Raw genomic sequence first — 18,036 nt, forward strand, 5'->3', positions numbered from 1 at the left:
AGGTAAGGAACGTGCAGTGCTTGTTGTGTTTGGTGCGCTGTTGCCTGTGGTGATGCTTCTGGGGCTTGGATACGGCGCACGTGCGGCAGGCTTTGTTTCCCCGAGGATCTGGTCTGTCCTAGAGTGGCTGACCTACTATATTCTTATCCCTTCCTTCCTGATCCATGCCTTGGGTCACCGCCCGCCTGAGCCTGCTGTAATTGGGGGGATGGCAAGTGGTATTCTTGGGGTGTCATTATGTATGACGCTGGCCTTGTGGGTTGTTCCTGTCCTGTTCCCAGCCTGTGATCGTGCGGCTTTTACATCTGTTTTCCAAGGGGTTATTCGTGGAAATACCTTTATTGCTCTGGGTGTTGCCGAGGGTTTGTGGGGGCCGCCCGGTCTGGCTTTGGTTGCAGCGGCGGCTGGCGTAACAGTTATTTTATTCAATGTGCTGTGCGTTGGTACTTTATCGGTTTCTTTGGTGCAGGCGCAGGGAACGTGGCATCTTGTCCTCAAGATAACCTTGGCCTTGGCACGTAACCCACTGATCTGGGCCTGTGTTATTGGCTGGGCTGTTGGAACAGGGGTTATTTCTGTTACTACCGGCCTTATGGATGGTCTGGGGCTTGCCGGAGCAGCTGCTGTGCCCATGGCTTTGTTGGTGGCTGGCTCCGGGCTGCGGTTTGGTCCACTGGGTGCAAGTTGGTTGATGGAGGCGCTATCTTCTCTGCTCAAGCTCTTGATTATGCCCGCCGGTGGGGTGTTGGCGGCGCACCTGTTGGGGCTGGAAGGTATGGTGCGTGCGGTGGTCATTCTCATGCTCGCGTTGCCAGCCCCGCCTTCAGCCTATGTGCTGGCCCGGCAGATGGGAGGGGATGCCCCGCTTATGGCCCGCATAATATCTTTACAAATGATCCTAGCCTTTTTTACCCTGCCGGCCACGGTTCTTGTGGCCGATATGTTATAGAATCCCTCTTTTCAGTGCCATGCAGTGAGGAAGGGGCTTGTGAACACCAGATAATGGAAGACTTCTGTGACTGATATGCCCGATTTTCGCTTTCTTGCTGACAGTTTGATACCGGTTGTTTGCAAGGCTGGATCTGCGATCATGGGGATTTACGAAAGTGATTTTGCTGTCCTGCAAAAGGACGACGATTCACCTGTGACGGCAGCGGATCGTGTTGCCGAGGACATTCTGGTTCCAGCTCTGCGTGATTTGACGCCGGATTTTCCCGTTGTGGCCGAAGAAGCTGTGGCTGCGGGGGATTGCCCTTCTGTGGGGAGTGGGCCGTTCTGGCTGGTTGATCCTTTGGATGGCACAAAGGAGTTTGTGCGAAGGAACGGCGAGTTCACTGTCAATGTCGGGTTGGTTTCAGAGCAACGCCCCGTCTTCGGGATTGTGTATCTTCCGGTCTCGAATGTGCTGTATCTTGGCTATGGTTCCGGTGGTGCATTTCGGTATACGGGTGATGGCCTGCCGGAACGTTTGCAGTGCCGTGCCCCCGGAGCTGAAGGATTGACTGTGCTTTCCAGTCGTTCTCATGCCAAGGGAGACGCTCTTTCGGCTTGGCTTGCCGACAAGGTTGTTGCCGGTATCGTGCACGCCGGAAGTTCGCTGAAGTTTTGTCGTTTGGCAGAAGGGACGGCTGATGTCTATCCCCGCTTTGGTCCTACCAGTGAGTGGGATACCTGTGCGGGCCATGCTGTTCTTTTGGCTGCCGGCGGGCGCATGACTTGTCTTGACGGTGCACCTTTTGTCTATGGCAAGCCGGGTTTTGGCAATCCGGGCTTTATCGCCTCCGGCTTGTGATGCGGGTTCTGTCCTGATGCCTGTTATCCCATTTTCTGATCCGACAGCGCTGACGGCTGCAGCAGGTCTCCTTCGTTCAGGTAGCTTGGTCGCGTTTCCGACTGAGACAGTCTATGGTCTTGGTGCTGACGCAACCCAAGATCGTGCCGTTGCCCGCATTTACGAGGCTAAGGGACGGCCATCGTTCAACCCCTTGATCTGTCATGTACCGGATCCGGAATCCTTGGTGCCCTTGGTTCACTGTGATGAACGGGCCCGACTGGCTATGGCTGCCTTCTGGCCCGGGCCACTAACCCTTGTTTTGCCACGGCGTGAGGGGTGCTCTCTTTCTTCCCTGGTTTCAGCGGGTCTGCCCAGTGTTGCCGTTCGTGTACCGGATCACCCCTTGGCTCTTGCCCTTCTGCGCGAATGCGGGCGCCCGGTTGCCGCGCCTTCGGCCAACCGGTCAGGATCTATCAGCCCGACGCTTGCTGCTCATGTTGTTGCCAGCTTGGGTGACCGTGTTGATATGGTTCTGGATGGGGGGGCGTGTGGTGTCGGGGTAGAAAGTACGGTTGTGGATTTGACGGGGCGTCAGGCTGCCTTGCTGCGTCCCGGGGGGATTTCGCGGGAACGTCTGGAATCTGTTCTTGGGCCGCTGTTGTGGGATGTCGCCAATGATGTGGCACCGCATAGCCCCGGTCAGCTTTTGTCGCATTATGCTCCTTCTTGTCCCGTTCGCCTTGATGCTGTGTCGGCAGGGCCAGGGGAGGCATTGCTCGGTTTCGGTGCTGCCGGTATGACAGCGGGAGCCACGCTTAACCTGTCTCCTTCCGGGGATTTGGTTGAAGCTGCTGCCAATCTTTTTGCCATGTTGTTCGAGCTGGATGCTGCCGGTTGGGCTGGCATTGCCGTGATGCCTATTCCCGATCATGGTTTGGGATTGGCAATCAACGATCGTTTGCGACGTGCAGCTGCCCCGCGTGATCCCCGTCAGGGTTTCTTTGTCTGATATGGGGGCCTGCACGAGTCTTGGTTTTGGCTGGTGCAGGTTCCGGTCAGCGTGTTCCGAATGGTTCTTCGGCCAGTCGCTTGTGCCCACCGCACGCGCCAATAACCTTGGATTGTGGTGAGAACTTGTTCCACACCTTCTCATGGAAGTAGAATACGATGGTGTTTGCGGTTGGTTCCAGTAGGGCAACCCCCGTCGCGATGGCGATGGAACCGGTCAGAAGATAGGTGATGGCAAAGCCAACACAGAAATGCAGGACCGCAAAACTACCCGTCTTCAGGATATCACGCATGCTGCGGTGCTCCACTCACAAGAACAGTATTTCCATTAGCATGCCGCATTTCTTTGTATGATTCCAGAGAGCATTTTCTCTTTGTATGATTGAGACATGCCAAGATATACCATTCTTTCTGTTGTGGGGATTGCGGTATATGAGAACCAACATATAATCCCTGATTTTATAAAACAGGTTTCGGGGTACCTTCTGTGTCTATAGCTGATCATATCTTGTCCGAACTGTATTCTGTCATCGGAGCAGAGGGTGTTCTTGTTGATCCTGAGGCCCTTGATCCGTTTCTGCGTGAGGAACGTGGGCGGTATCGTGGCGCATCATCGCTTGTTGTGCGACCATCTTCGGTTGATCAGGTCTCCGCTGTTGTACGGCTGTGTGCCCGCCACGCATTAAGCCTTGTCCCCCAGGGCGGTAATACAGGGCTATGTGCCGGCGCCGTTTCCGATGCCGGTCAGGTTATTCTGTCATTGGGGCGCATGAACCGGATTCGCTCCATAGACCCCGTCAATTTTACCATGACTGTGGAAGCCGGTGTGGTTCTGGAAACGATCCAGAAGGCCGCATTGGACGCAAATCGCTTTTTCCCTTTGTCGCTTGGTGCGCAGGGCTCATGCCAGATTGGTGGTAATCTGGCAACCAATGCGGGAGGTTTGAATGTCTTGCGCTATGGTAATGCCCGCGATCTGTGCCTGGGGCTGGAAGTTGTGCTGGCAGACGGTCGGATATGGAACGGCCTGAAGCACCTTGGCAAGGATAATACGGGTTATGCGCTGAAACACTTGTTTATCGGGGGGGAGGGGACGCTCGGCATTATCACCGCTGCTGTTCTGAAGCTTTTCCCCCGCCCGCTGGAAAAGCAGACAGCACTGTGTGCTGTTTCCGATGTCCGCTCTGTTCCTCATCTTCTGGCTTTGGCACGCTTCCTCTCGGGTGACCAGGTCAGTGCTTTTGAGCTTATGGCCCGTTTCTCTCTTGAGCTGGCATGTCGTCATCTTGATGGTGTTACAGATCCTTTTGAGTCTCCTTGGCCATGGTATGTCCTGGTTGAGTTTTCAACCACCCGGGCCGGAACAGATTTGCGCACGGTGTTTGAACGCTTTCTGGAAGAAGCGTTTGAGCAGGCATTGATCGGCGATGCGGTTATTGCCGAGAGCGGGCGGCAGGACGCTGCATTCTGGAGAATGCGCGAAGGGCTGCCCGAGGCCCAGAAGCACGAGGGCGCTTCGGTCAAGCACGACATATCCGTTCCCATTGCCAGTGTGCCGGAGTTTCTGGAGCGGGCTATGCAGGCTGTATCTCAGGCCGTTCCTGGGATCAGGCCGTGTCCATTCGGGCATGTCGGAGATGGTAATATCCACTTTAACCTGACCCAGCCCGAGGCAATGTCTTCAGCTGATTTTCTTGCCAAGTGGGAAGATTTGAACCGGATTGTCCATGACATTGTTGCTGACATGGGCGGGTCTTTTTCCGCCGAGCACGGTATCGGGCGTCTCAAGGTTGATGAGATGCTTCGTTATAAGGCAGATGAAGAGATTGATATGATGCGTAGGGTCAAAAAGGCCCTTGATCCCCAATATATTCTTAATCCCGGCGTTATCCTTTGCAGCGATCGGGGATAGTGCCTTCCAGTAAACAAGTCCCTCTCAGCTGATCTATCCTTGGCTCTGTATCTTGCTGTCACCATTCAGACAGGCCGTCTCAAAAGTTCGGGGCGGTTTGTCCTATGGCAGTTATTGTTGGAGAGTGGTGGGAATCCGTGAGAAAGGGTCGGTCGGGACGTAATGGCCAGGTGGCACAGGACACTTGCGGCGGCTCTGTCGGCTTGGCTTCTGGCCCCGGCATTCGGGGGAGCTTTTGCGTCTGAACACCATATTCTGATGCTGTTGTGGCGTGGTGAAACCGCTGTCGAGAGCGCATGGCGAGACCGTATGAACCATTCCGGAGTACCGCATCAGGTTACAGTTCTGTCTGCAGAGCAAGACCGGGGGCGTTTGGTTGATGGTTTGCGTAAACTGCGCAGCCAATTTGATGGCGGGCAGATTAGCTTGATTTATTGTTCAGAGTCGATGGCTTGTATGGTGGCGAAGCAGGTCGTGCGTGGCGATGTTCCCATTGTGTTTGCCAATGTTCTGGACCCGGTAGGGACTGGCGTTGCCAATTCCTTGGTCGTTCCGGGGCTTGGAACGGGTGGCGTGAAAGGAGGAGTGGCTGTTGGGGAACAGCTTTCTGTTCTGCGTGGCCTTGTTCGTTTCAACAGCCTTTTGTTCCTCTATAATCCACGTGAATACAACTCCATCCTCTCCCGCAATGCTGTAATGGACTGGGCCGAGAAAGAGGGGATTCGTGTCGAGGAAAGGCGTGTTGTTCCCGGCAGTATAAGCCTTGATGAAGTCATTTCTGACCTCTTCGTCGGGAAACTTGCTGCCGATGTACTGTTTGTCTCTGATGACAGTTATGTGACGTCACGCGGACAAGAAATTGCGGAAACCGTGGGGGAACGTATTATCCTTTTGGCAGGTCGTCATGAGTTGGTGCGGGCTGGCTGGGTTGCTGCCTGGGCTCCGGACGAAGCTGAAATCGGCCGTATGGCCGCAGATCTGACTTTGGATGTGTTGGGTAAGGGCACAGACCCGGGGCTTGAGGAGGTTCGGATGCCCAAGCCGCAGTTGTTTTTTGATGCAGCGGCTGCCAAGCGGCATAATATTGTGTTTCCCGTCGGTGTTCCTGGTCCGGGGGGCGTGACAGAAAAGGCTGTTCCATGATAATTCTCCGTTCAACCCTGTTACGGTTCTCGGCTGCTGTTTGTTTTGGGCTGGCCAGTGCGGTCTTGTCTTTTTCGGCTGCAGCTGCAGAGCAGAGGACCGTTCTGATGGTTCTGTGGCGTGGTGTTACGGCGGTTGAACAGTCATTCCGCTCCAAGATCGAAGAGAATGGGTACTCGGTAACGTATACCGAGATTTTGTCCAAGCAGGACCGGGCCGTTCTTGGCGAGAAGATACGGGCCTTGCAGGAAGATATTGCGGGCAAAAAGTTTGATATTGTCTATTGCTTCGGGACAACAGCGTGTCAGATGACAGTGCAGGTTGTTCGTGGTGCTGTGCCGGTTCTTTTCGTCAATGTCTTTGATCCTGTCGGTGCCGGCCTTGTCCACTCCATGAAAATTCCTGGTGGCAATGTAACGGGCGTTACAATTGGGGTCCCTGTTAACGCGCAGCTTGATGCCTTGTCGCGTCTGGTACCTATCAAGCGTCTGTCTCTCCTGTACAATGCGCGGGAAAGCAATGCGAACTTGTTTGCTGATCAAGTTCGCGGTTGGGCAGGACCAGCCGGGGTAGAGGTGTTGGAACGCCGGGTTGCCCCGGGGACGGATGCGCTTGAACGTGCCTTGGTCAGTATCTCGTCCGGTGAATTGAGTGCAGATGCCCTGTTTATCGGAACCGACAGCTACCTGATTTCACAGGCTGCTGATATTCATCAGGCTATTGGTTCCCGTATACCGCTTTTTGCTTCTGGCGAGGATCCTGTACGGAAGGGGTGGCTGGCAACCTGGGCTCCGTTGGCTGAGGATATTGGGCGTGCTGCCGCTGAAATGGCGTTGGCTGTTTTCAAAGGACAGGATGCATCCATGCTACCTATTGTTCTGCCCAAGCCCCATCTGATTGTTTCAAAAGCAGCAGCGGATCTGCACAAGGCCACGATTCCTGATGGAGCTGTTGTTTTGCCCTGACAGTTAGTCTTATCTCTACCTTTATTATTTTTATCTGACGCAATAAATCAATCCTGAATATTTTTCTTGTGGCGCATCTTATCCCGCTTTTTAAGCTAAAATATTGAAATTATGACGATATAAGAACTGCTATCTTATATCGAGATGGCAGTCCTGCAAATAAGTCCTGTTTTATTTTGTGGGTATTGGGGCAGGATGCGCAGGCCTAGGGGTGCAGGGATACTGGGGCTTGTGGTCTTGGCGTAAGTTATGGAGGCGCACCTGTGCTCCCCGATTTTTCTTCTTTAGTTGTCTTGTTTGTGGAACAGGTCTCGGGTTACGTCTTGTTGGCTTGGGTTTTGGGGACCACATTTCTTTTATCTTCAGTCTGTACGTCATACCCGTCATGGTCACACAAGGCCGTGCTTATGATTGGGGCTGTGCTCTTGTCTGTTTTGTGCGGGTGGCTTGACGCAGCTTGTTTTGGCCCCCACTGGGTTGTTTTCCCCATAGCCGGTGTGGTGATAGCCTGTCTCCTGCAAGGTCTTGTTGTGGCGGGGGCCGTAGCGGTTACCAGTTCCCTCTGCCTTTATGGTCTGGGGCTTTATGATACCATTACCGCATTTTCAATGGTGGCATGTGTACTTCTGGTTGGGGTGGTGTGTCACCTGTGCATACGTTATCGAGCTTCTTTTCCCCTTTTGCCCAATCTGTTCGTTATTCCTCTGGCGACGCTGCTGTCTGTGTCCCTGCATTATATGGTCATCCTCTTGGGAACAGATCTGATCGGGCCTGATCAATCGTCTTTACTGTTTGCCGCTGCATTTACCCTTCTGGTACAGGCTGTTTCTAGTGCAGGCTTTGTGTCTGTCTTTAAAGTGTGTATACGTGCTACCCGTTTTGATATGACTGCCGCGTGGAACAAGGCGCAGGATCTTGCAGGCAAGCTTCAAGGGTTGTTTCCGATCCTGGATCCCGAGCGAGCAGCTTCTGTTGCAGAGCTTCTATGGCACGGCCTTGGTGTCAATGGTGTTTGCGTAACAGATGGCTTGCAGATCTTGGCCCGTGTGGGTGACGTGCCCGATGCATTTCGTCCTGATGACATAGCGTCCTGCAAGAATCCAGCGCAGCTCTCTCAGACGGTTTTTCCTACCCGTTGTCCGGGATCTGATTCAGTTTTGGTCATACCTTTTGGCAATGGGGAAGGAGAATATAGTGGGCATCTGGTGTTCTTTGTTTTTGATTATCATCCGCTTTCTTCATGCGTCGTGGCCTTGACGGAAATGGTTGGGGCATTGCTCTTGTCGGCATGGGCTGCGGAGCGTGGTGTACAGCAGGTTCGTATGCTTGAGGAAGCCAGGGAAGAGTTGGTACGGGCCCGGCTTAACCCTCATTTTCTGTTTAATGCACTGAATACAATGGCTGCCGCTGTTCGTCATGACCCTGATCATGCGCGCCTTTTGATCCAGAAATTTGCGGCATGGTTGCGCCGTAATCTGGAGCATCCGTGGCGAGAGGCATCTTTGGAAGATGAACTGGAGCACGTGACCAGCTATCTGTCTATCGGGCAGGCACGTTTTGGAGATCGTCTGAATCTGGAGATACACATCCCGGATGACCTGTACCAGGAAAGTGTACCTTCCTTTGTGCTGCAGCCGCTGGTGGAGAATGCCATCAAGCATGGTGTTTCCCAGAGTCTGGGTTCTTGTACTGTCCGTATTCGGGCACACCGTGAAGAAGACCGCCTGGTTATAGCGGTGGAAGACAGCGCCGGGCTTTACAGTGAGGACGGCTCTGCTGTGGTGAAGGGTATGGGCCTTGGCCTTATACGGCAGAAAATTTGTAGGAGCGGCGGTACGCTTGATATGACATGCCTGCCGGGAACATTAACCCGAGCTACCCTCTCTATTCCGGTATCTATGTCCAGTATGCAGGACTTGGGGTGCAAGCGGAGTGTTGCCGCATGATCCGTGTTCTGGTTGTTGATGATGAACCTTTGGCCCGCGATGCGTTGAAGGATCTCCTTCTGGATGAATGTGATGTTGAGGTTGTCGGTGAGTGTGGCAATGCAGTGGATGCCTTGGCTGCGATCAACCGGACCTCGCCGGATGCCGTTTTCCTGGATATTTTGATGCCCCGGATCAGTGGTATCGAGCTTTTGTCCATGCTTGATCCACAACGTATGCCCCGGATCATCTTCCTGACAGCCCATGAGGATTATGCCCTGCAGGCCTTTGAAGGGCGGGCCTTTGATTATGTTCTCAAGCCGATTGAGAAATTACGGTTGCAAAAAACCCTGGATGCCTTGCGTGACAAGAACCGCTCCATACCTTCTGTTACGCGTCCGTTGCTGCGGATTCCCTGCTCCGGGTTGCATCGGATCAGTTTGTTCAAGGTTGAGGAGATTGAGGCCGCTGTCTCCAGGCCCGGTGGGATTTATGTGATGACCACAGACGGCGTGGAGCATTTTACCGAGCTGACCCTTCGGACCATGGAAGACCGTACACCACTTATTCGTTGCCATCGTCAGTATATGATCAATCCCGACCATATTCGCGATATTGCGCTGTGCGACGGAGGGGGTGCCCTGATTGAAACATGCAGTAATCACACGGTGCCGGTTAGCAGGCGTTTCCTTGGGTTGCTCAAAGAGCATCTTGGTATAGCATGACCCGGTCTTTTCCTGGCGTGGGCCTGTGTGTGTTCCGTCGGGGGCGGGGGCTTTTTTCAGAACCGCTCGCAGCTGTTTTTCTGCCGCTGGCAGTTTTATCAAGCCGCTTGCTGTTTGTGTGCCCCCAAAAAGCCATAAAAAAGATAAGGTTTCATCAACAACCATAGTCACGGAGAAAGTCTATGGAAAATGCCCTGACCTTCGTGATCGTGGCCATCTGTGTTCTTGCCATATGTTATCGTTTTTACGGTGTTTTTATCGTCAAGAACGTTCTGGGCGCAGATGATTCGCAGATCACGCCGGCTCACAAGCTTGCCGATGGCAGGAACTATGTGCCGACTCGTAAATGGGTGAATGCCGGGCAGCACTTTGCTGCCATTGCCGCTGCTGGTCCCCTGGTTGGTCCGGTTCTGGCGGCCCAGTTTGGTTATTTCCCTGGTTTTGTATGGCTGCTGGTCGGCGTTGTCGTTGGTGGCGCTGTACATGACACGGTCGTTCTTTTTGCTTCGATGAAGCATAACGGAACTTCCCTGTCTGAAATTGCCAAGGCCGAGCTTGGTCCCGTTGCCGGTGTGTGTACCGGTCTGGCCATGCTGTTTATTATCACCATTACCATGTCCGGTTTGTCGATGGTCGTGGTTCATGCCTTGGAACGGAACCCTTGGGGGACGTTTGCCGTGGCCATGACGGTACCGATTGCCATCTTTGTTGGCCTGTTCGAGCGGATTACGGGACATGCCCGTGCAGCGACATGGGCAGGGTTGATCGGAATCTTGGCCTCTGTGGTGGCTGGTCCTTATATTCAGGGCACGCTGGTTGGTGAATGGCTCAGCCTGCATGTTGACACGGTCGCCCTGTCGCTGCCGATCTATGCATTCTTTGCCAGTGCACTGCCTGTCTGGCTGCTGCTGACCCCACGTGGTTATTTGTCCAGTTTCATGAAAATCGGGGTGTTTGGTGCCTTGGTTGTTGGTGTTGTGTTCATCAACCCGACGATTCAATTCCCTGCCTTTACCCAGTTTATTCATGGTGGCGGTCCGGTTCTGTCCGGTCCGGTATGGCCCTTTATTTCGATTACTATTGCCTGTGGTGCGATCTCTGGTTTCCATGCCTTCATTGGCTCAGGAACAACGCCGAAGCTGGTGGACAAGTGGTCTGATATTCGTCCGGTTGCTTTTGGTGCCATGTTGGTAGAGTGCCTGGTCGCGGTTATGGCTCTGGTTGCTGCAACTTCCCTGCCTGTGGCGGATTATTTCGCCATTAATGCAAAGCCGGAAGTGTTCGCGGCGCTGGGCATGGATGTGGTCGAACTGCCGCGCTTGTCCGAGGCTGTTGGCATTGACTTGGCCGGGCGTACCGGCGGTGCGGTGACCTTGGCCGTTGGCATGACGTACATCTTCACGAAAATCCCCTGGTTCTCGACCCTGTCGTCGTATTTCTTCCAGTTCGTGATCATGTTTGAGGCCGTCTTTATCCTTACGGCGGTTGATTCCGGGACCCGTGTTGCCCGTTACCTGATCCAGGATTTCGGCGGCAGCTTGTGGGCACCCCTGAAGCGGATTGACTGGGCTCCGGGCGCCATTGGTGCCAGTGCGTTGGCCTGCCTGGCCTGGGGATACCTTCTTAACTCCGGTGATATCAACTCGGTTTGGGCCCTGTTCGGGGTGTCCAACCAGCTGATGGCCACCGTGGGTCTGATTATCGGTGCAACTATTATCCTGAGGCTCTCGCAGAAGCGCATCTATGTGCTGACCTGCCTGGTGCCCTTGGCGTACCTGTTTGTCACCGTCAACTATGCTGCTTTCTGGATGATAGAGAACGTTTATCTGAATGAAATGGCAAGGGGTTACAGCCCGTTTAATGCAGGTCTCTCGCTTATCATGATGGGACTTGGGGTCGTGATCCTGATTTCGGCCATTGGCAAGTGGGCCGAAATGCTGCGGGCTGCAAAAGCCCCGGCATTCGGACCCGCTGCGGCCGAATAGACCGGTTACCCGGGCAGTCTTGTGTTGGCTGCCCGGGCTGCTCCAAAGGAGATAGTAATGAGTGTTCAATCCAAAAACGATGCCTTTGCCCTGTGCTGGTCCGGTTTCCGGGATGGTGAGTGGCAAAAAAAGGTCGATGTGCGCGACTTTATCCTGCGTAACGTCACCCCTTATGAAGGCGATGACAGCTTTCTGGCCGGTGCGACAGAACGGACCAAGGCATTGTGGGACAAGCTTGGCGAACTGCTGAAGCTTGAGCGCGAAAAGGGTGTGCTGGATGTTTCTGCGGATCGTCCGTCTTCCATCCTGGCCCATGACCCTGGCTACATCGACAAGGACAATGAGATCATTGTCGGGTTGCAGACCGATGCCCCCCTGAAGCGGGCTATCATGCCCAATGGGGGTCTGCGTATGGTCGAGAGCGGTCTTGAGGCTTATGGTTTCAAAATTGATCCGGCTGTCCAGGACGTCTGGACCAAGTACCGCAAGTCCCATAACCAGGGCGTGTTCGATACCTACACCCCCGATATTCTGGCTGCCCGCAAGAGCGGTGTGATCACCGGCCTTCCCGATGCCTATGGTCGTGGCCGCATTATCGGTGACTATCGTCGTGTTGCCCTTTACGGCGTCGATTTCCTGCGCCAGGACAAGCAGCGTGAGTTCCATGAGCTGGATAACCACAGCTTTACCGAGGACGTGCTGCGCCTGCGCGAAGAGTTGAGCGAACAGTGGCGTGCCCTTGGCGAGCTCCAGGAGATGGCAGCCCGCTATGGCTTTGATGTCAGCCGTCCGGCAGCCAATGCCCGTGAAGCCATCCAGTGGACCTACATGGCCTATCTGGCGGCTGTGAAGGAACAGAACGGTGCGGCCATGTCCTTCGGCCGTGTGTCCTCGTTCCTCGATATTTTCATTCAGCGCGATATCGAAGCCGGTGTCCTGACCGAAGAGCAGGCCCAGGAGATGATCGACGATCTGGTGATCAAGCTGCGTATTGTCCGCTTCCTGCGTACACCCGAATACGACCAGCTGTTCTCAGGTGACCCGACATGGGTGACAGAATGCGTTGGTGGCATGGCTGAAGACGGGCGTCCCTTGGTTACCCGTAACAGCTTCCGTTTCCTGAATACCCTGTACAATCTGGGTCCGGCTCCGGAGCCTAACCTGACGGTCCTGTGGTCCACCAGCCTGCCCGAAGGGTTCAAGTTGTTCTGCGCCAAGGTTTCAGCAGATACCAGCGCCATCCAGTACGAGAACGATGACCTGATGCGTCCGAAGTGGGGCGATGACTATGGCATTGCCTGCTGTGTCTCTGCCATGCGCATTGGAAAGCAGATGCAGTTCTTTGGTGCGCGCGCCAACCTTGCCAAGGCCCTGCTGTACGCGATCAACGGTGGTGTTGACGAAAAGACCGGCCAGACTGTAGCCCCGGGCATGGAGCCGATCACGGCCGATGTCCTTGACTATGACGAAGTCATGGAACGTTTCGACAAGACCATGGACTGGCTGGCTGTGACGTATGTCAAGGCTCTGAACTGCATTCACTACATGCACGACCGCTATTCCTACGAGCGGATCGAAATGGCCCTGCATGACCGTGATATCCTGCGGACCATGGCCTGCGGTATTGCCGGCCTGTCTGTTGCGGCGGACTCCCTGTCTGCCATTCGTCATGCCAAGGTTCATGTTGTTCGTGATGAGCGCGGCTTGGCCGTTGATTATCAGATCGAGGGTGACTACCCGGCGTATGGCAACAACGACGACCGGGTTGACAGCATTGCGATCTGGCTGACGGAAACCTTCATGAAGAAGGTGGCAGCCCAGCCAGTCTTCTACCGAAATGCCATGCCAACACAGTCTGTGCTGACCATCACGTCCAACGTGGTATACGGCAAGAAAACCGGGAATACCCCGTGCGGGCGTCGTTCCGGCGAGCCGTTTGCCCCGGGTGCCAACCCGATGAACGGGCGCGATACCAAGGGCTTTGTGGCTGCGGGCGCTTCGGTTGCCAAGCTGCCATATGACGCTGCTCTGGACGGCATCAGCTGGACGGCTTCGGCAACGCCTGATGCCCTTGGTCGTACTCCGGACGAGCGGGCCGCCAACCTGGCCGGCTGCTTGGATGGTTTTGCGGAAGCAGGTGGTTTCCATGTCAACGTCAACGTCTTCAATCGCGATACGCTGATCGAGGCCATGGAACATCCCGAGCTGTACCCACAGCTGACCGTTCGTGTGTCGGGCTATGCGGTGAACTTCGTCAAGCTGACCCGTGAACAGCAGCTTGATGTGATCAACCGCACTTTCCACGGCGCCATGTAAACTTGTTACCCGGAGAATGACGCGTATGCCTATGTCCCTGACCCGCCCCCATGTTCCGGTTGCTCCCGGTGGGGATCATCCCTGTGGCTATCTGCATTCGGTGGAAACCGGGGCGGCGGTTGACGGACCGGGGATGCGCGTCGTTCTGTTTTTGTCAGGATGTTTGTTCCGGTGTTCGTATTGCCACAATCCGGATACCTGGAAACTGCATAACGGCCGCCTTGTCACACTGGATGAGGCGGTTGCCGAGGTCAGCCCCTATGCCCGTTTTCTCAAGCGCAGCGGCGGGGTGACCTTGTCTGGCGGAGAGCCGCTGATGCAGGCTGCTTTTGCCGGTGCCCTGCTGCGGCGCCTGAAGGACGAATTTGGCCTGCACTGTGCCTTGGATACGCAGGGGTTCCTGCATGCTGATGTGGATGATGACTGGTTTGATCCGGTCGATCTTGTCCTGTTGGACATCAAACACAGTGATCCGGATGCCTACCAACGTCTTGTCGGACAGCCATTGCAACCGACCCTTGATTTTGCCCGTCGCCTGGTTCGACTTGGCAAGTCGATGTGGATTCGGTATGTGCTGGTTCCCGGCGTGACCGACGGGGCCGCGGATATCGACCGTCTGGGAGAGTTTCTGGTCTCACTTGGTTCAGCGGTTGAACGCGTTGAAGTTCTTCCGTTTCATCAGCTGGGTGCTTCCAAATGGGAGTCGCTTGATATGGACTATCCCCTGGCTGATACTCCGGTTCCGACAGCGGAGCAAACTGATGCTGCACGCAAGCGTTTTGCGGCGTATGGTTTGACCGTTTACTGATTTTTTTCTGTTCCGGCCGGATCATCATTCTGCGCCGGCCCTGCGACGAGGCGAGTTTTTGTTATGAGCGATACCCAAAATCTGGTTCTGGTCATCAACTGCGGTAGTTCATCGCTGAAGTTCGCGGTTTTTGCCGGAAGCAGCCAGGAGTCTGAGCTGTCAGGTCTTGCAGAGTGCTTGGGAAGCCCGGAGGCCCGTCTGAAATACCGGATCCACGATGGAGAAAGCCAGACGGTAGCCTTGTCCGGGCCGGGTCATGATGCGGCGCTGGCGTTTATTTTGGGGGTTTTGGGAGAGCAGGGGCTTCTGGGGCGTGTCACAGCGGTTGGGCATCGTATTGTGCATGGGGGTGAACGGTTCTGTACTTCGGTTGTGATTACGCCCGAAGTTCTGGCCGATATCGAGGCCTGTACCCCGCTGGCCCCCCTGCATAATCCAGCCAATCTTCTGGGTGTTCGCACGGCGATGGCAGCCTTGCCGGGTGTTGCACATGTTGCTGTTTTTGATACGGCTTTCCATCAGACCATGCCGGAAACAGCCTTTGCCTATGCTGTGCCGCAGCGATTCTATAGCCAGCATGGTGTACGGCGGTACGGTTTCCACGGAACCAGCCACCGGTTTGTGGCTGCACAGACAGTTGCCATGCTGGGGTTGGATCCCGATGATCACGGCATTGTGATTGCGCACCTTGGTAACGGGGCATCGGCAGCGGCTGTCCTGAATGGGCAGAGCGTCGACACTTCCATGGGGATGACACCCCTGGAGGGGTTGGTGATGGGAACCCGCTGCGGTGATATCGATGTTGGTGCGGTTCTGCATATGGCCCGTTGTGAGGGCTTGGATCTGGACGGGATCGATCGTGTCCTGAACCGTGAAAGTGGGTTGCTGGGGTTGTCGGGCCTGTCGAATGACTGCCGGACCCTAGAGCAGGCGGTAGCCGAAGGTCATGAAGGAGCCAGGTTGGCATTGGCTGTTTTTGTGCATCGTCTGGCACGCACGGTCGGAGCTTTGGCAACATCCTTGCCGCGGCTGGATGCTTTGGTCTTTACGGGTGGGATCGGTGAGAATTCGTCGCTGATCCGCCGTGATACCATCGCCCGCTTGGGGGTTTTCGGCCTGACACTGGATACCGCAGCAAATGAGGCCGCGGTACGGGGCAAGGCCGGTGTGATTTCTGCCGGTAGCAAGCCGGTGGCGGCTGTTGTGGCAACCAACGAGGAATGGATGATCGCCAGCGATGCCTTGGCGCTGGTTTCGTCTTCTTCCGGCTTGGCATAAGGGGGAGTACCGATGTCCTCCAAAACGTTCTTTCTTTCGGCAACAACCCGCGATGCAGGGCTGACCTCTGCTGCTTTGGGGCTGGCCCGCGCGTTTCAGCGCAGTGGTCTGAAGGTTGCCTTCGCCAAGCCGGTGGCTCAGCCGGACTCTTCTGGACCTGTTTCCGAGGGGGACCTGGCTGATCCATCTGCCCAGTTTGCCCGTCAGCTTTGTCTTGCCGAAGTGGCGTCTTCTATACCTTTCGATGTTGCGGAAACCCGCTTTACGGCCGGCGACATCGACGGTCTGATGGAAGATGTGGTTTCTATTGTTGAGGCGGTGGCTGCCGGTGTTGACGTTGTTGTCCTGGAAGGGCTGCTGCCCCTGAATGGCAGCGGTATGGCAACGGCTCTCAACGCGGCCATGTGTCGCAGCCTGGATGCCGGTCGGATTGTTGTTGTCCCCGGACAGAACCAAGGTCTGGATGCCTTGGCTGCTTCTGTGGCCAAGGCTGTTCGCCTTCCCGCTGCAGACCGTTCTCCGGTCGGGGTTCTGGTCAACAAGCATGCGGCAGATGTTGATGCTTCGGCCTTGCGGGTTGCCATGGAGAAGGCCGATGTTTCAATCCCGCTGATCGGTATTGTCCCTTGGGAGCCACGGTTACTGGCTCCCCGTTTGTCTGATGTGGTGCGTGCCCTGGATCTGAAGGTGCTGCATCATGGGTCTCTGGAAACATCACGGGTCCGCAATATCGTTGTGGCCGCCGGTGAATCCGAGACCTGTATTTCCCGCCTTGGGCCTGGTGCTCTGGTCGTCAGCCACTGTGACCGTGGCGATATTGCCTTGGCTACAGCTCTTGCCAACCAGAGGGGCGTGCCCTTGTCCGGACTTCTGTTGACCGGTGGCGGGACGTTGTCGCCACGGGTTGCTGATCTGGTGATGCCCCCCAGCTCCGGTACCCTGCCGGTTGTTATGGCGAAGGAAGATACCTTTGCTGTAGCTTCTGCCCTGTCCCGTCTGGCCAGCGGGGTTGCTGCCGATGACTTCGAGCAGATGGAGCAGGTGATTGATTTCGTGGCAAGCCGTCTGGATACGGGGCCTTTGCGGCGTATCATCGGTGAGCCTTCCGAGCTTCGGTTGTCGCCTCCCGCCTTCCGTTACCGTCTGATCCGGGAAGCCCGGAAGGCCGACAAGCGGATTGTTCTGCCCGAGGGTGATGAACCCCGGACCCTGGAGGCCGCGGTGATCTGCCATCGCAAGGGAATTGCCCGCTGTGTTCTGTTGGGTAATCCGGGTCGTATCCGCGAAGTGGCGGCTGCGCGTGGTCTGGAACTGCCCGAGGGACTGGAAATTGTTGATCCGGAATCTGTCTGTGACCGTTATGTGGACCCGCTGGTCGAGCTGCGCAAGGGCAAGGGATTGACCGCACCCCAGGCAGCGCAACAGTTGGAAGATACTGTTGTGTTGGGAACTGTTATGCTTGCCCTGGACGAGGTTGATGGCCTTGTATCCGGTGCCGTTCATACAACAGCCAACACGGTGCGCCCGGCACTTCAGTTAATTCGGACAGCACCGGGTGCCAGTATTGTCTCCAGCATCTTTTTCATGCTGATGCCGGACCAGGTTCTGGTTTATGGCGACTGTGCCATCAATCCAGACCCCGATGCCGGGCAGCTGGCCGATATTGCCATTCAGTCGGCGGATTCCGCGCGGGCTTTTGGCATCGATCCCCGTGTGGCGATGATTTCCTATTCAACGGGAACATCGGGTAGTGGCGATGATGTCGAGAAGGTGCGGCAAGCGACCGAGCTGGCCCGCTCCCGTCGTCCGGACCTGACCATAGATGGTCCGATGCAGTACGACGCGGCCAGTGTTGAGAGTGTGGCCCGGAGCAAGGCCCCGGACAGTCCGGTGGCCGGGCGCGCGACGGTTTTTGTCTTTCCGGATCTGAATACCGGCAACACAACATACAAGGCTGTCCAGCGTTCTGCCGGTGTGGTCAGTGTCGGTCCGATGCTTCAGGGCCTGCGCAAGCCGGTCAATGATTTGTCCCGTGGTGCTCTGGTGGACGATATTGTTTATACAATTGCCCTGACGGCTATTCAGGCTGCGGCGCGACCGGTTGAATCCGGTGCCTGACGCCAGGGAATACGGATTGAGATAAATCAGGGCCGGGTTTGGTTTGAACCCGGCCCTTTTTTGGTCTCTTCCTGATAAA

At 55.5% G+C, this 18,036-nt stretch carries 14 protein-coding genes; 13 read left to right on the forward strand and 1 reads right to left on the reverse strand.

Going from position 1 to position 18,036, the window contains the following annotated elements:
* The first annotated feature begins 16 nt into the window (after window positions 1-16).
* The 3 genes from HEQ72_RS06190 (at window position 17) to HEQ72_RS06200 (ending at window position 2,783) form a co-directional block, all read left to right on the forward strand.
* Entirely contained in the window at window positions 17-949 is a 933-nt protein-coding gene (locus tag HEQ72_RS06190) for an AEC family transporter (RefSeq protein ID WP_168022879.1), read from the forward strand.
* Window positions 950-1,024: 75 nt separating this feature from the next.
* A complete protein-coding gene (cysQ, locus tag HEQ72_RS06195; protein ID WP_168022919.1) occupies window positions 1,025-1,792 on the forward strand; it encodes a 3'(2'),5'-bisphosphate nucleotidase CysQ in 768 nt (255 codons plus the stop codon).
* 16 nt (window positions 1,793-1,808) lie between these two features.
* Window positions 1,809-2,783: an L-threonylcarbamoyladenylate synthase gene (locus HEQ72_RS06200; RefSeq protein WP_168022880.1), complete on the forward strand. Its 975-nt coding sequence runs from the start codon at window positions 1,809-1,811 to the stop codon at window positions 2,781-2,783.
* Window positions 2,784-2,829: 46 nt separating this feature from the next.
* Here HEQ72_RS06200 and HEQ72_RS06205 read toward each other — a convergent pair whose 3' ends face one another.
* Window positions 2,830-3,075 carry a DUF2061 domain-containing protein gene (locus HEQ72_RS06205; protein ID WP_066131963.1) on the reverse strand — a complete coding sequence of 82 codons (246 nt, stop codon included), beginning with the start codon at window positions 3,073-3,075 and terminating at the stop codon, window positions 2,830-2,832.
* A 194-nt stretch (window positions 3,076-3,269) separates the two neighbouring features.
* On the opposite strand from HEQ72_RS06205, the gene HEQ72_RS06210 reads away from it, so the two are divergent.
* From HEQ72_RS06210 to pta, 10 genes are all read left to right on the forward strand, one after another.
* On the forward strand, window positions 3,270-4,694 hold the full coding sequence (locus tag HEQ72_RS06210; protein ID WP_168022881.1) for an FAD-binding oxidoreductase: 1,425 nt from the start codon (window positions 3,270-3,272) through the stop codon (window positions 4,692-4,694).
* 162 nt (window positions 4,695-4,856) lie between these two features.
* Window positions 4,857-5,837, forward strand: coding sequence for an ABC transporter substrate-binding protein (locus tag HEQ72_RS06215; RefSeq protein ID WP_168019869.1), 981 nt, complete (start codon window positions 4,857-4,859; stop codon window positions 5,835-5,837).
* Window positions 5,834-6,802 carry an ABC transporter substrate-binding protein gene (locus HEQ72_RS06220; RefSeq protein WP_168022882.1) on the forward strand — a complete coding sequence of 323 codons (969 nt, stop codon included), beginning with the start codon at window positions 5,834-5,836 and terminating at the stop codon, window positions 6,800-6,802. Before HEQ72_RS06215 ends, HEQ72_RS06220 begins: the two co-directional genes overlap by 4 nt.
* A gap of 407 nt (window positions 6,803-7,209) precedes the next feature.
* Window positions 7,210-8,748 (forward strand): sensor histidine kinase, encoded by a 1,539-nt coding sequence (locus HEQ72_RS06225; RefSeq protein ID WP_168022883.1) that lies wholly within the window; start codon window positions 7,210-7,212, stop codon window positions 8,746-8,748.
* Window positions 8,745-9,452, forward strand: a complete 708-nt coding sequence (gene btsR / locus HEQ72_RS06230; RefSeq protein ID WP_168022884.1) for a two-component system response regulator BtsR — start codon at window positions 8,745-8,747, stop codon at window positions 9,450-9,452. The genes HEQ72_RS06225 and btsR overlap by 4 nt, the downstream gene beginning before the upstream one ends.
* Window positions 9,453-9,634: 182 nt before the next feature.
* On the forward strand, window positions 9,635-11,437 hold the full coding sequence (locus HEQ72_RS06235; RefSeq protein WP_168022885.1) for a carbon starvation protein A: 1,803 nt from the start codon (window positions 9,635-9,637) through the stop codon (window positions 11,435-11,437).
* A 57-nt stretch (window positions 11,438-11,494) separates the two neighbouring features.
* Window positions 11,495-13,753, forward strand: a complete 2,259-nt coding sequence (pflB, locus tag HEQ72_RS06240) for a formate C-acetyltransferase (protein ID WP_168022886.1) — start codon at window positions 11,495-11,497, stop codon at window positions 13,751-13,753.
* 25 nt (window positions 13,754-13,778) lie between these two features.
* Window positions 13,779-14,561 carry a pyruvate formate-lyase-activating protein gene (gene pflA, locus HEQ72_RS06245; RefSeq protein ID WP_066131936.1) on the forward strand — a complete coding sequence of 261 codons (783 nt, stop codon included), beginning with the start codon at window positions 13,779-13,781 and terminating at the stop codon, window positions 14,559-14,561.
* A 63-nt stretch (window positions 14,562-14,624) separates the two neighbouring features.
* Entirely contained in the window at window positions 14,625-15,839 is a 1,215-nt protein-coding gene (locus HEQ72_RS06250; protein WP_168019854.1) for an acetate/propionate family kinase, read from the forward strand.
* A 12-nt stretch (window positions 15,840-15,851) separates the two neighbouring features.
* Entirely contained in the window at window positions 15,852-17,957 is a 2,106-nt protein-coding gene (gene pta / locus HEQ72_RS06255) for a phosphate acetyltransferase (RefSeq protein ID WP_168019852.1), read from the forward strand.
* Window positions 17,958-18,036 lie beyond the last annotated feature (79 nt).

It is taken from the genome of Haematospirillum sp. 15-248 (genome assembly GCF_012102665.1).
Taxonomy (GTDB): Bacteria; Pseudomonadota; Alphaproteobacteria; order Rhodospirillales; family Rhodospirillaceae; genus Haematospirillum.